General features: G+C 54.6%; 12 protein-coding genes. 6 read left to right on the top strand and 6 right to left on the bottom strand.

What is annotated here, in order from left to right; genetic code table 11:
- Positions 1-71: 71 nt before the first annotated feature.
- Positions 72-1196, bottom strand: coding sequence for a cell division protein ZapE (zapE, locus tag HX884_RS22825; protein ID WP_178328835.1), 1125 nt, complete (start codon positions 1194-1196; stop codon positions 72-74).
- Positions 1197-1385: 189 nt separating this feature from the next.
- Here zapE and zapG point away from each other — a divergent pair, with 189 nt between their 5' ends.
- From zapG to degS, 3 genes are all read left to right on the top strand, one after another.
- Entirely contained in the window at positions 1386-1784 is a 399-nt protein-coding gene (gene zapG / locus HX884_RS22820; RefSeq protein ID WP_008502832.1) for a Z-ring associated protein ZapG, read from the top strand.
- A 172-nt stretch (positions 1785-1956) separates the two neighbouring features.
- On the top strand, positions 1957-3324 hold the full coding sequence (degQ, locus tag HX884_RS22815; RefSeq protein ID WP_178328834.1) for a serine endoprotease DegQ: 1368 nt from the start codon (positions 1957-1959) through the stop codon (positions 3322-3324).
- Positions 3325-3417: 93 nt separating this feature from the next.
- Positions 3418-4485, top strand: coding sequence for an outer membrane-stress sensor serine endopeptidase DegS (degS, locus tag HX884_RS22810; protein ID WP_013098970.1), 1068 nt, complete (start codon positions 3418-3420; stop codon positions 4483-4485).
- Positions 4486-4536: 51 nt separating this feature from the next.
- On the opposite strand, the gene mdh is transcribed toward degS, so the two are convergent.
- Positions 4537-5475, bottom strand: coding sequence for a malate dehydrogenase (gene mdh, locus HX884_RS22805; RefSeq protein ID WP_020687375.1), 939 nt, complete (start codon positions 5473-5475; stop codon positions 4537-4539).
- Between the two features lie 397 nt (positions 5476-5872).
- Between mdh and argR the strand changes: the two genes are divergently transcribed.
- The 3 genes from argR to yhcN (HX884_RS22790) all read left to right on the top strand — a co-directional run bounded on the left by argR (position 5873) and on the right by yhcN (HX884_RS22790) (position 7358).
- Complete coding sequence (gene argR, locus HX884_RS22800; protein ID WP_013098972.1) at positions 5873-6343, top strand: transcriptional regulator ArgR; 471 nt, start codon at positions 5873-5875, stop codon at positions 6341-6343.
- Between the two features lie 375 nt (positions 6344-6718).
- A complete protein-coding gene (yhcN, locus tag HX884_RS22795) occupies positions 6719-6982 on the top strand; it encodes a peroxide/acid stress response protein YhcN (protein WP_013098973.1) in 264 nt (87 codons plus the stop codon).
- A 109-nt stretch (positions 6983-7091) separates the two neighbouring features.
- On the top strand, positions 7092-7358 hold the full coding sequence (gene yhcN / locus HX884_RS22790) for a peroxide/acid stress response protein YhcN (protein ID WP_013098974.1): 267 nt from the start codon (positions 7092-7094) through the stop codon (positions 7356-7358).
- A gap of 67 nt (positions 7359-7425) precedes the next feature.
- Here the strand turns inward: yhcN (HX884_RS22790) and HX884_RS22785 are convergent, their stop codons facing one another.
- From HX884_RS22785 to aaeA, 4 genes are all read right to left on the bottom strand, one after another.
- Positions 7426-7698 (bottom strand): barstar family protein, encoded by a 273-nt coding sequence (locus tag HX884_RS22785; RefSeq protein WP_013098975.1) that lies wholly within the window; start codon positions 7696-7698, stop codon positions 7426-7428.
- Positions 7699-7743: 45 nt separating this feature from the next.
- Complete coding sequence (locus HX884_RS22780; protein WP_178328833.1) at positions 7744-9198, bottom strand: NAD-dependent succinate-semialdehyde dehydrogenase; 1455 nt, start codon at positions 9196-9198, stop codon at positions 7744-7746.
- Between the two features lie 88 nt (positions 9199-9286).
- Positions 9287-11254, bottom strand: a complete 1968-nt coding sequence (aaeB, locus tag HX884_RS22775) for a p-hydroxybenzoic acid efflux pump subunit AaeB (RefSeq protein WP_013098977.1) — start codon at positions 11252-11254, stop codon at positions 9287-9289.
- A 5-nt stretch (positions 11255-11259) separates the two neighbouring features.
- Entirely contained in the window at positions 11260-12198 is a 939-nt protein-coding gene (gene aaeA / locus HX884_RS22770; protein ID WP_256737185.1) for a p-hydroxybenzoic acid efflux pump subunit AaeA, read from the bottom strand.
- Positions 12199-12232 lie beyond the last annotated feature (34 nt).

Below are 12232 nucleotides of genomic sequence, written 5' to 3'. Positions count from 1 at the left end.
CCAGTAGATCACACTTCATCGTGCTTTTCATTTTTCTGGGGAACCCTCAGCCCAAGGGGAGAGGGTAGCATTTAAGGCATATGCTCCAGCTTCAGATACTCCTCGCTCTGCATCTCCTGCAGGCGCGACAGGCAGCGCTGGAACTCAAACTTCAAACGTTCCCCCTGATACACCTCATATAAAGGCACCTCGGCGCTCACCACCAGCTTGACGTGGCGTTCGTAAAACTCGTCCACCAGCGCAATGAAGCGTCGCGCTTCGCTTTCCATCAGCCGTGTCATGACGGGTACATCCAGCAGCATCACCGTGTGGAACAGGCGCGAAAGAGCGATGTAGTCGTGCTGACTGCGGGCATCCACGCACAGCGTCGCAAAAGAGACCGCCAGCGTTTGGTTTTCAATACCGAGCGTAGGCAACGGACGATGGTTAATCTCCAGCGTCGGGGCGTTTTCGCGCTTTGCCCCCGCCAGCGCCAGCCACAGTTTATCCATCTGGCGGGTGGTCTCGGCATTCAGCGGTGAGAGCCACAGGTGCGCCTGAGTCAGCGTGCGCAAACGGTAATCCACGCCCGCATCAACATTCATAATGTCACAATGCTGTTTGATGGCATCAATGGCAGGCAGGAAACGCGCCCGCTGGAGGCCGTTACGATACAGCTCATCCGGCGGAATATTCGAGGTGGCGACGAGCGTGATGCCGCGGGCAAACAGCGCTTTCATCAGGCCGCCCAACAGCATGGCATCGGTGATATCCGAAACAAAAAACTCATCGAAACAGAGGACGTCCGTTTCAGCTTTAAACCTGTCAGCCACAATCTCCAGCGGATCGCTTTTGCCCTGCAGCGCCGTTAACTCTTCATGTACTCGCAGCATAAAGCGGTGGAAGTGCAGGCGTTGTTTACGCTCACCCGGCAGGCTCTGATAAAACAGATCCATCAACCAGGTTTTCCCGCGACCGACACCGCCCCACATATATAAACCGCGTGCCGGAGCGTTAGCCTGTGGCTCTTTTTTTCCGAGCAGCCGGCTCAATGCCGCCTTCAGCCCACCGCTCTGCCCTGCTTCAGCAGGTTTTGCCGTAAGCTCATGGAAAAGGGTATCCAGACGGTTAACCGCTTCACGTTGAACGTCATCCGGCTGATGTGAGCCCTCGTCCAGGGCCAGTTGATATCGCGATGCGGGGGACAGGTTTTGCATAATCTTGTTGTTATTCCTTCAATTAAACCTCATCAGCAGGCGTGACTGATGAAAAAAAGGCCGTTCTACACTACGCGATGATACGTCAGGATTCCACTTCTGCAGAAATAGCGGTTATAGTGGCAATATCAGGCACAGGCAGGAGCCGAGCCAACACCCTACGGAACAACAAGACAACGGGAGAAGTTCATGACCTGGGAATATGCGCTAATCGGTTTAGTCGTCGGCATCGTGATCGGTGCTGTGGCCATGCGTTTCGGTAATCGCAAATTGCGTCAGCAGCAGTCACTGCAATACGAACTGGAAAAGAACAAAGCCGAGCTGGAAGAGTACCGCGAAGAGCTGGTCAGCCACTTTGCCCGTAGCGCTGAGCTGCTGGACAATATGGCGACCGACTACCGCCAGCTGTATCAGCACATGGCAAAAAGCTCCAGCAGCCTGCTGCCGGAAATGACCGCGGAAACCAACCCGTTCCGCAACCGTCTGGCAGACTCTGAGGCCGGTAACGATCAGGCCCCTGTTCAGATGCCTCGCGACTATTCTGATGGCGCGTCCGGCCTGCTGCGCGGCGGTGTTAAGCGCGATTAATCACACAACCTGAAATTATTTTACGGGCGCAGCGATTGCGCCCGTCCTTTCTTCCTGACCCCAGCTATTATTTAGTTAAACACCTCATTGTTCAGCGGTTTAAAATTCAATAACATCAACGTGTTTTTGGGCCCGTTTTTTCCTTTACTCCAGGTTACGAGAGTCAGCATCGATGAAGAAAAAGAACCAGCTGTTGAGCGCGTTAGCGTTAAGTGTCGGGTTATCTCTCTCGGCGTCCTTCCCTGCCTTTGCCGCCCTTCCCTCGCAGGTGCCGGGCCAGACGGCGATTCCGAGCCTCGCACCCATGCTGGAAAAAGTGTTGCCTGCAGTAGTCAGCTTGCAGGTAGAAGGCACTGCCGTGCAAAGCCAGCGCGTACCTGAAGAACTGAAAAAATATTTTGGCGATGAGTCGCCCGACCAGCAGGCTCAGCCTTTTGAAGGGCTGGGCTCAGGCGTCATCATTGATGCGGCCAAAGGCTATATTCTGACCAACAACCACGTTATCAGCCAGGCCGATAAAATCAGCGTGCAGCTGAATGATGGTCGGGAATTTGATGCCAAACTGATCGGCGGCGATGACCAGAGCGACATCGCGCTGTTGCAGGTGCAAAACCCAAGTAATCTGACCCAGATTGCCATCGCGGACTCCGACAAACTGCGCGTCGGCGACTTTGCTGTTGCCGTGGGCAACCCCTTTGGTTTAGGACAAACGGCGACCTCCGGGATCATTTCCGCGCTGGGGCGCAGCGGCCTGAATCTTGAAGGCCTGGAAAACTTTATCCAGACCGATGCCTCCATTAACCGCGGGAACTCCGGCGGGGCGCTGCTGAACCTTAACGGCGAGCTGATTGGTATTAACACAGCAATCCTCGCGCCAGGTGGCGGCAGTATCGGGATCGGGTTTGCCATTCCCAGCAATATGGCCAAAACGCTGGCACAGCAGCTTATCCAGTTTGGTGAAGTCAAACGCGGCCTGTTGGGCATCAAAGGGATGGAGATGAGCGCCGATATCGCAAAAGCGTTCAACATCAACGTGCAGCGCGGTGCGTTCGTCAGTGAAGTGCTGCCCAATTCCGGCTCGGCAAAAGCGGGCATTAAATCAGGTGATGTGATCGTCAGCCTGAATGATAAGCCGCTGAGCAGCTTTGCAGAACTGCGCTCACGTATCGCCACCACCGAACCGGGCGCCAAAGTGAAGCTGGGCCTGATTCGTGACGGCAAACCGCTGAATGTGGAAGTGACGCTGGACAAGAGCACCTCTTCCTCCGCCAGTGCGGAGCTTATCGCCCCTGCACTGCAGGGCGCGACCCTCAGCGACGGGCAGCTTAAAGACGGCACCAAAGGCATCAGCATCGATACCGTAGAGAAGAGCAGCCCTGCCGCGCAGGCGGGATTGCATCAGGATGATGTGATCATCGGCGTGAATCGCACCCGCGTGCAGTCTATCGCTGAGCTGCGCAAGGTGCTGGAAAGTAAACCAACGGTCATTGCCCTGCAAATTATGCGCGGCAACGAATCTATCTATATTCTGTTGCGCTAAGCATTTGCTATCCCGGGTATCACCGCCGCGTGTGATGTCCGGGATAACTCATGTTATGCTGCAAACCGTTCCTTTTTTAACGACACGCGCATCATGCTTTTAAAGCTCTTTCGTTCCATTGCCATCGGTTTGATTGTTGCGGGCCTGCTGTTAGCGGCCATGCCGTCTTTACGCCAGTTCAACAAGCTGTCGGCTCCCCAGTTTGACAGCGCGGATGAAACGCCTGCCACCTATAATCAGGCCGTTCGCCGTGCCGCACCCGCAGTGGTGAACGTCTACAACCGTGGTCTTAACAGTTCAGCCCATAACCAGCTGGAGATCCGTACCCTCGGCTCCGGCGTGATTATGGACGATCGCGGATACATCATTACCAACAAGCACGTGATCAACGATGCTGACCAGATCATCGTCGCACTTCAGGATGGCCGCGTGTTTGAGGCCTTACTTGTCGGCTCTGACAGCCTGACCGATCTGGCCGTGCTGAAAATCAACGCCACCGGCGGGCTGCCCGTGATTCCGATCAACCGAAAACGCACTCCGCACATTGGCGATGTGGTTCTGGCTATCGGTAACCCATACAACCTGGGGCAGACCATCACCCAGGGGATCATCAGCGCCACGGGTCGCATCGGTCTGAACCCATCGGGACGGCAGAACTTCCTGCAAACCGATGCCTCCATCAACCACGGGAACTCCGGCGGCGCGCTGGTCAACTCGCTGGGCGAGCTTATGGGTATCAACACCCTCTCCTTCGATAAAAGCAACGATGGCGAGACGCCGGAAGGGATCGGCTTTGCCATTCCGTTCCAGCTGGCAACCAAAATTATGGACAAGCTGATCCGGGACGGTCGAGTGATCCGCGGTTACATCGGGATTGGTGGTCGCGAAATTGCCCCTATGCATACGCAGGGTGGCGGGATCGATCAGATTCAGGGGATTGTGGTTAACGAAGTGGCACCTGGCGGACCGGCTGCCAATGCGGGCATTCAGGTTAATGATGTCATTCTGTCGGTCAACGGCACACCGGCGGTCTCTGCGCTTGAGACGATGGACCAGGTGGCAGAAATTCGCCCGGGTTCCATCATCCCGGTTGAAGTCATGCGCAACGATAAGAAACTGACGCTGCATGTGACCATTCAGGAATACCCGGCCACCAACTGACGGGCATAAAAAAACGGAGCGTAGCGCTCCGTTTTTTTTACCGGGACAAGATCACTTGTTAACGAACTCTTCGCCCAGCGTGATATCTTTCTTCAGCGTGTCCAGCATGCCTTCCATCGCGTTTTGTTCAAACGCGCTCAGCGTGCCAATTGGCTTACGCTCTTCGATACCATTTTTACCGAGCAGCAGCGGCTGGGAGAAGAAGCGCGCGTGTTCGCCATCGCCTTCAACATAAGCGCATTCAACCACGCCCTTCTCGCCCTGCAGCGCGCGAACCAGTGACAGACCGAAACGTGCAGCCGCCTGGCCCATAGACAGCGTTGCAGAACCGCCACCCGCCTTCGCTTCCACCACTTCGGTGCCTGCGTTCTGGATACGTTTGGTCAGGTCAGCCACTTCCTGCTCGGTGAAGCTCACGCCAGGGATCTGCGAGAGCAGAGGCAGAATTGTCACACCAGAGTGACCACCGATGACCGGCACTTCAACTTCCGTAGGCTGCTTGCCTTTCAGCTCAGCCACGAAGGTGTTAGAACGGATGATATCCAGCGTGGTCACACCGAACAGTTTGTTCTTGTCGTAAACGCCTGCTTTCTTCAGCACTTCTGCCGCAATAGCGACCGTGGTGTTCACCGGGTTAGTGATGATACCGATGCACGCTTTCGGACATACTTCAGCGATCTGCTGCACCAGGTTTTTCACGATGCCTGCGTTGACGTTGAACAGGTCGGAACGATCCATACCAGGCTTACGCGCCACACCGGCGGAGATCAGCACAACGTCAGCACCCTGCAGCGCAGGACGTGCGTCTTCGCCGGAGAAGCCTTTGATGTTAACAGCGGTCGGGATGTGGCTCAGGTCAACCGCCACACCTGGGGTTACCGGAGCAATGTCGTACAGGGAGAGTTCTGAGCCTGAAGGCAGTTGGGTTTTCAGTAGTAGGGCAAGCGCCTGGCCGATACCACCAGCAGCGCCGAGGACTGCGACTTTCATCCTAAACTCCTTATTATGGTTAACTTAAGTATCTGTAAATCCGTTGCGGCGACCTTAATTCAGCAGGTAATTAATTACAATTTTCGTAGCTAAAGAATTTGAGGTCACGCGACTTTCTCTCTTCCCAGAAGACTCTCTGACAACAGACGGCAACGAATTAAGAGGTGGTTACAATACACCCTGCCACGCCACCAAAACAACATCATTTTGATAACATTTAATTTACTTTTAAGCTTATTTGCGTGGCGTGACCCAGGCATGTTTTCCGATAACGAAATCTGATAATATCACTCCCTTTCATAACATTATTTCAGGCTACTGCCTGGTAGATAATTTGCATAAAAATTCATCCACATGCATAATAATGTTGTTTCTATCGTCATATTCCGGGTGACTTATGCGAAGCTCGTCTAAGCAAGAAGAATTAGTAAAGGCGTTTAAAGCGCTACTCAAAGAAGAGAAATTCAGTTCTCAGGGAGAAATTGTTCAGGCGCTGCAGGAACAAGGCTTCGACAATATCAACCAGTCGAAAGTCTCCCGTATGTTGACCAAATTTGGCGCGGTGCGTACCCGTAACGCCAAAATGGAGATGGTCTATTGCCTGCCAGCTGAACTTGGCGTGCCGACAACCTCCAGCCCGCTGAAGAACCTGGTTCTGGATATCGACCACAACGATGCCGTTGTGGTGATCCACACAAGCCCTGGCGCCGCACAGCTGATTGCCCGCATGCTGGACTCTCTGGGTAAAACGGAAGGGATTCTCGGTACCATCGCCGGTGATGACACCATCTTTACCACGCCAGCCAACGGCTTTTCGGTGAAAGATCTCCACGAGGCGATCCTGGTTCTGTTCGAACAGGAGCTGTAATCCTCTCTCCCCGTAGCGTCGCTACGGGGTTCATTCTGCCTCCGCTGCGTTTTCCCCTGTTTTCTCCTGTCCTCAATTTAACAAATAGTGCTTTTTACCACTCATTAACATTCAGCCAGTGAATGATAAATCAAAGAATCGCACAAAATATCAAAATCATTTATCCATATGATTTGCTTAGATATAACACGCCAAGGTGAACAGAAAACAACCAACATTATGCCATTAGGTTATAAAAATTGCGCTGTTTAACACGTAATTACCCATGAAACAATTAGTCTGGTATTAATTTTTACCGTTATTAATGTATACTTGATTTTGTGATGAGGGTCACGAAACAAAGACCCCACTAAAAAATTCGACGAGGTAAAAATCATGAAAATCAAAACAACTGTAGCGGCGCTGAGCGTCCTGTCTGTCCTGTCATTCGGTGCTTTCGCAGCAGATTCCATTAATGCCGATCAGGCGCAATCCCGTGAGGCTATCGGTACGGTTTCTGTCGGCGCAATCGGCACGTCTCCAATGGACATGCATGAGATGCTGAACAAAAAAGCGGAAGAACAAGGTGCATCATCCTATCGCATCATTGAAGCGCGTTCCGGTGACCACTGGCACGCTACCGCTGAGCTGTATAAATAAGTTTTAGTAATAACAGAAGACGACTATCTCCACTCAACGGCACCAGGCATAAAAATAGCAGTTCAACCCTTCTCGCCGTTGAGCAAAAACCTCTTCAGGAGCAAAGACTATGAAAACCAAATTAATCATTGCAACCCTCGGTCTGGCATCGGTTCTCTCTTTCGGCGCAAGCGCAGCCGTCCAGCAGGTGAATACCGAGCAGGCGCAAAATCTGCAGTCTATGGGTAGTGTTTCCGTAACGTCCGTCACCGGCTCTCCGATGGATATCCGTCAGGAGCTGGCTGCAAAAGCTGAAAAAGCAGGCGCAAGCAGCTACCGCGTCACCGAACTGAATCAGGGTGACCACTGGCACGCTACGGCAGAACTGTATAAATAAACCCTCGTCGTATCTCATCATACGACTTGCCCCTGGCCTCGCTGGTCAGGGGCTTTTTTTCGCGTAATCAATGGCGCGCGTTGAAACGCAACTGCCCTTCCAGCTCTTCTTCTGCTTCATCAAACAATAAAATCAGCGCCCCAAATCGTCTGCGCAGCTTATCGGGCAGATGAATAAACTCTATTTCCAGCGGTAACGGCAGCTGACTGCCGGTCACCACATCCCACAGCATATCCAGATTCGTGACGCTTTCCCGTTCCAGATCAAACGCCCGGATAAATTCACGATAGAAGTCTTCCTGACTGTCGATCTCGTCAAAATCAAAGGTATAGGTTTTCATTGCCAGCCACCCAGTCCAGGCGAGCGGCAGATGCCGCCCTGTCTATTATAATCCCCCGATATGCAGGGTTTTGACTTCCAGATACTCTTCCAGCCCCAGCACGGACCCTTCTCGACCCAGGCCAGACTCTTTTACCCCACCAAAAGGTCCAAGCTCCGTGGAAACGGCGCACTCATTAATCCCAATCATCCCGCTTTCGATTGCCTGCGAGACGCGGAAAACGCGCGACAGATTCTGAGTATAAAAGTAAGCCGCCAGACCATAAGGCGTGTTGTTGGCGCGCTGGATGACTTCATCTTCAGAAGTGAAACGGAAGCAGGCGGCAACGGGACCAAACGTCTCTTCTTCCGCCAGTTTCATGCCTTCATGACAGTCGCCCAGCACGGTGGGCATCCAGAAATTGCCACCAAGCGGATGTGGTTTACCGCCCGCCAGGACAGTCGCCCCCCGGGCAACAGCGTCTTCCACATGCTCGTGCACTTTGTTCACCGCGGAGGGTTCAATCAGCGGGCCTACGACCACACCGTCTTCCAGACCATTTCCCACCTTCAGCGCGTTCACCGCATCGGCCAGTTTGTTCACAAACTTGTCGTAGACGGTTTCCTGAATATAGAAGCGGTTAACGCTGACGCAGACCTGTCCGGCATTACGGAATTTGTTGGCGATTGCCCCTTTGACGGCAGCATCGATGTCCGCATCTTCAAACACGATATACGGGGCATTCCCCCCCAGCTCCATCGAAACTTTTTTCATGGTGTCCGCGGCGTTACGCACCAGCGTTTTGCCGACGGAAGTGGAGCCGGTAAACGAGATTTTCCGCACCTCGTGACTCGCCATAATCGCGTCGCTGATCTCATGCGTATCACCGGCCACGGCGTTGAGGACGCCATCCGGCACACCGGCCTGTTTCGCCAGCGTGAGCAGCGCAAACGCGCTGAGCGGGGTGTTGTTTGCCGGTTTGATGACCCCGGTACACCCCGCGGCCAGCGCCGGACCAAGCTTACGGGTGAGCATCGCCATCGGGAAGTTCCACGGCGTAATTGCCGCCACCACTCCCACAGGCTCACGGGTAGCCAGAATGCGGGAGCCCGGTTTGATCGGCGGAATAATTTCACCGTTAGCGCGCTTGGCCTCTTCGGCAAACCACTGAATAAAACTGGCGGCGTACTCCACCTCGCCTTCAGCTTCTTTCAGGGGTTTGCCCTGTTCGGTGGTCATTAACCGACCAAGCCAGCTTTTATTCTCAATAATCAGTTCATACCAGCGATAGAGAATGGTCGAGCGCTCTTTCGCGGTTTTGGCCCGCCAGGCCGGGAAGGCTTTCGCGGCGGCGGCAATCGCCTCTTCGGTTTCTGCTTTACCGGCTTTCGCCACTTTGGCGATAACATCACCGGTGGCCGGGTTCAACACATCAAACGTCGTGTCCAGCGTTTTCCATATGCCGTTAACCAGATAACCGGTCTGAAAAAGAATGTGGTCCTGAAGCGCCTGGGTAGTCATGTGTCCTCCCTTTCTTAATGTAAGAGCCTGCAGAAATAAGTATAGCCACAAAAAAACCGACGCTTTTAGCGTCGGTTTTTTACTTCAGTCAGTTATCCGTCAGGACATTCTGGTAGCGGTGCAGCATAAACACCAGCCGCGCTACCGGCTCTGTCACCTGAGGAGGTGCTTCCCAGACCCTGAGCTTCTCCTGGTAGACATCCAGCTCTTCCAGCAACTGCTTAAAGTAACGGCGTCGTTTGTCATCACTGGAGGCGGAAAGCACATGGTCCGCGGTACGGCGCAACTGGCGGTGGAATGCCGACAGATCGTCGTTGATGGGCACCGGTGCGTTACGCAGACGCTGATGCGCAATGATCATGGTTAACGCCAGACGAAAGCGGGCAATGTCGCCAGGGAACTTATTCAACAGTAAAAACAGCTGCTGATAGAGCGCAGGCAGATGGTTCTCTTTACGACGCGCAGTGTTGGTGGTCATGGAGGAGACCGCCGCCGAAACGAACTGGTTCAACAGCACGCGACCTGTTCGCGCCTGCGAATTGTCGCGCACCAGCAGAATCACCATCATCGCCAGGAAACAGCCCACCAGCTGACCCAGGGCACTGTCGAGGAACTGGCTGAAATGGAACGTCATGGGGTTATCCAGCACCAGAATGTTAATAGTACTGGCGAGGGCACCGAGCGATCCCAGACGGCGCTTCTGCACTTCTATCCCGATAAAGAATGCCATCACCGCGAGACTGATACAGAGCAGCAACATGCTCTGCTGCGTGGACGGGAGGATCACCAGGAAATAGAGCGCGCCAAGCGGTAACGCGGCAATCGTGCCGTACAGGAAATCGATAGCGACCATACGCGGGTTGGGCAGACGCATTGCCAGCGCCGTGACGACGGCAATCATGACCATCGCGCCGCTGCCGGAGGTCCAGCCAGTCCACAGCCAGAACAGCGTGCCGAGCATACAGGCAAGCGTGGTACGCCAGAAGTTGACCATCGCGTGGTGGCGCTCGGCCGACTCCGCCTTGATCACCACTTCACCCTGCAGGACTTCCTCTTCCGCCGCGCTGATTTTCGTATTGCCGATCACGCCCCGTTTCAGCAGCAGGTAGCGCGTCGCGGCGCCAACCCACGTATAAATGGTCACCGGTGTGTCGCGCTCTCCGGTCCAGGCAATGACCCGCCGCATGCGTTTGAGCTGCTTATGTACGTCCTGCACCGTTTCCACCGGCTCAGCAAACAGTTCGCGGAAGGTATCGGTAACCGATTCCGGGCGGGTGTTCTGAATAAGGTAGGTTTCGCACGCCTGGGTAATCAGCGTTAAGGAGACGGTATTGATCGCTTTAAGACGACGGTTGGCGCGCGCCCAGCGCGAGGACTCCATATTAAGGTTACTGCGCATCCCTTCCAGCGCCTGCGTGCGGCGAACCAGTCCACTCCAGGCTTTGTCCACCTCTTCGCTGTCACCGTGCTTGATGCAGAGCTGCATCAGCTGATACTGGGAGACGATCAGCGCATCCAGTTCGCGATCCACCTCCTGTTTGATGGAGCGAGGGGAGAAAAGCAGGTCAGCAACAATTGCGCAGACGATACCAATCACGATCTCACTGCAGCGTTCTACGGCAAACTGCGGCGCGAGCAGCGGTTCGGTTTGAATGGTGATGACAATAATCAGTGCGGTATAACCCGCCAGCCCCCAGGCGTAAGAGTTTTCGACCTTCACCAGAGAGGAGAGCCAGGTGCAGAAGCCCGCCCAGATACAGCACACCAACACCATTAACAGTGGCGTGCGGATCATCAAAATGATAATGGTGAGCGCGGCGATACAGCCGATAAACGTCCCGATGATACGCAGCATCCCGCGATAGCGGATCGCCCCGGAATAAGGCTCCCCACCTGCCGCGAATGCCGGGCCAGCCGCGACAATCGCCGCCGTTAACACCGCCCAGCGGGGGGTTTCCAGCTGGAAGTGAAAGCCGACAAACAGCGCCAGCACAATGGCACTCGCCAGCTTCACGGCGAAGCGAATGTGCTGGCTGGCGATAGTAAAGATCCCCATAGCGATTAACCAAACTCGCGCAGACGATGGGCGATTTTACGGAAAATAGAGTCCTGGCTGGCGTCCCGGTCTTTCTCACCGGTGATTACCACCGTCGCGGTTGTGCCCGCAGGCCACAGGTTGCCCTGCTGTTCGTCCAGATGAATACGTACCGGCACACGCTGGGCCAGGCGCACCCATTCTAGGTTGGAATCAACCGTCGCCATCCCTTTCGCATCATTGGAGCTGCTGGAGTTGGTGACGCCAGCCGCAACGCTATCTACGGTACCTTTAAAGACGCGGTTGCTGCCAAGCGGCGTGATCTCTGCGCGGTAGCCCGGACGAACGCCTTCCAGTTTGGTCTCTTCCATATAAGCAAGCACATAGAATGAGTTTTGTTTCACCAGCGCCACGGCGGTTGAACCGCGGGTGATAAACTCCCCGGCATAGACATTCAGGTTGGTGACCCAGCCATCGGCAGGTGCGCGGATCACGGTACGCTCCAGATCGAGCTTCGCCAGGTCGCGCGTCGCCTGCGCCTTTGCCAGTTGATGCAGCACGGTTTGCAGCACGTTGTTAGACTGATCGATCTCTTCCCGGGACATCGCCTGAACCCCCAGCTGGTTACGGCGGCCCGCCTCGCGGCGTTTCTCCGCAGCCAGCGCCTGGTAATAGGCGACATCCGCTTCCGCTTCTTCCAGTGCTTTCTGGTAACGCGGCTGGTCAATGGTGAACAGCACCTGGTCTTTCTTCACCAGCTGGTTATCGTGGACGTTAACCGCCGTGATAAGACCGGCCACGTCGGGGGCGATCGCCACGACATCGGCGCTAAAACGCGCGTCACGCGTCCACGGTGATTCGGTGTAATAGACCCAGGCGCGAAAAATAGCGATGAACGCGAGGATAACCAGCGCCATGGTGATGGCGGTGCGGGAGATTTTTCTTGTTAGGGAAGGTGCGAACAAGTTCCTGATATGAGATCATCATATTCATCCGGAG

The organism is Enterobacter sp. SECR19-1250 (assembly GCF_013391025.1).
GTDB lineage: Bacteria > Pseudomonadota > Gammaproteobacteria > Enterobacterales > Enterobacteriaceae > Enterobacter > Enterobacter cloacae.
This window is presented reverse-complemented; position numbering and strand designations above follow the sequence as displayed.

Excerpts from the sequence above, each read along its gene's own strand:
- zapE (WP_178328835.1), bottom strand. The coding sequence starts at position 1,196 with ATGCAAAACCTGTCCCCCGCATCGCGATATCAACTGGCCCTGGACGAG.
- zapG (WP_008502832.1), top strand. The coding sequence starts at position 1,386 with ATGACCTGGGAATATGCGCTAATCGGTTTAGTCGTCGGCATCGTGATC.
- degQ (WP_178328834.1), top strand. The coding sequence starts at position 1,957 with ATGAAGAAAAAGAACCAGCTGTTGAGCGCGTTAGCGTTAAGTGTCGGG.
- degS (WP_013098970.1), top strand. The coding sequence starts at position 3,418 with ATGCTTTTAAAGCTCTTTCGTTCCATTGCCATCGGTTTGATTGTTGCG.
- mdh (WP_020687375.1), bottom strand. The coding sequence starts at position 5,475 with ATGAAAGTCGCAGTCCTCGGCGCTGCTGGTGGTATCGGCCAGGCGCTT.
- argR (WP_013098972.1), top strand. The coding sequence starts at position 5,873 with ATGCGAAGCTCGTCTAAGCAAGAAGAATTAGTAAAGGCGTTTAAAGCG.
- yhcN (WP_013098973.1), top strand. The coding sequence starts at position 6,719 with ATGAAAATCAAAACAACTGTAGCGGCGCTGAGCGTCCTGTCTGTCCTG.
- yhcN (WP_013098974.1), top strand. The coding sequence starts at position 7,092 with ATGAAAACCAAATTAATCATTGCAACCCTCGGTCTGGCATCGGTTCTC.
- HX884_RS22785 (WP_013098975.1), bottom strand. The coding sequence starts at position 7,698 with ATGAAAACCTATACCTTTGATTTTGACGAGATCGACAGTCAGGAAGAC.
- HX884_RS22780 (WP_178328833.1), bottom strand. The coding sequence starts at position 9,198 with ATGACTACCCAGGCGCTTCAGGACCACATTCTTTTTCAGACCGGTTAT.
- aaeB (WP_013098977.1), bottom strand. The coding sequence starts at position 11,254 with ATGGGGATCTTTACTATCGCCAGCCAGCACATTCGCTTCGCCGTGAAG.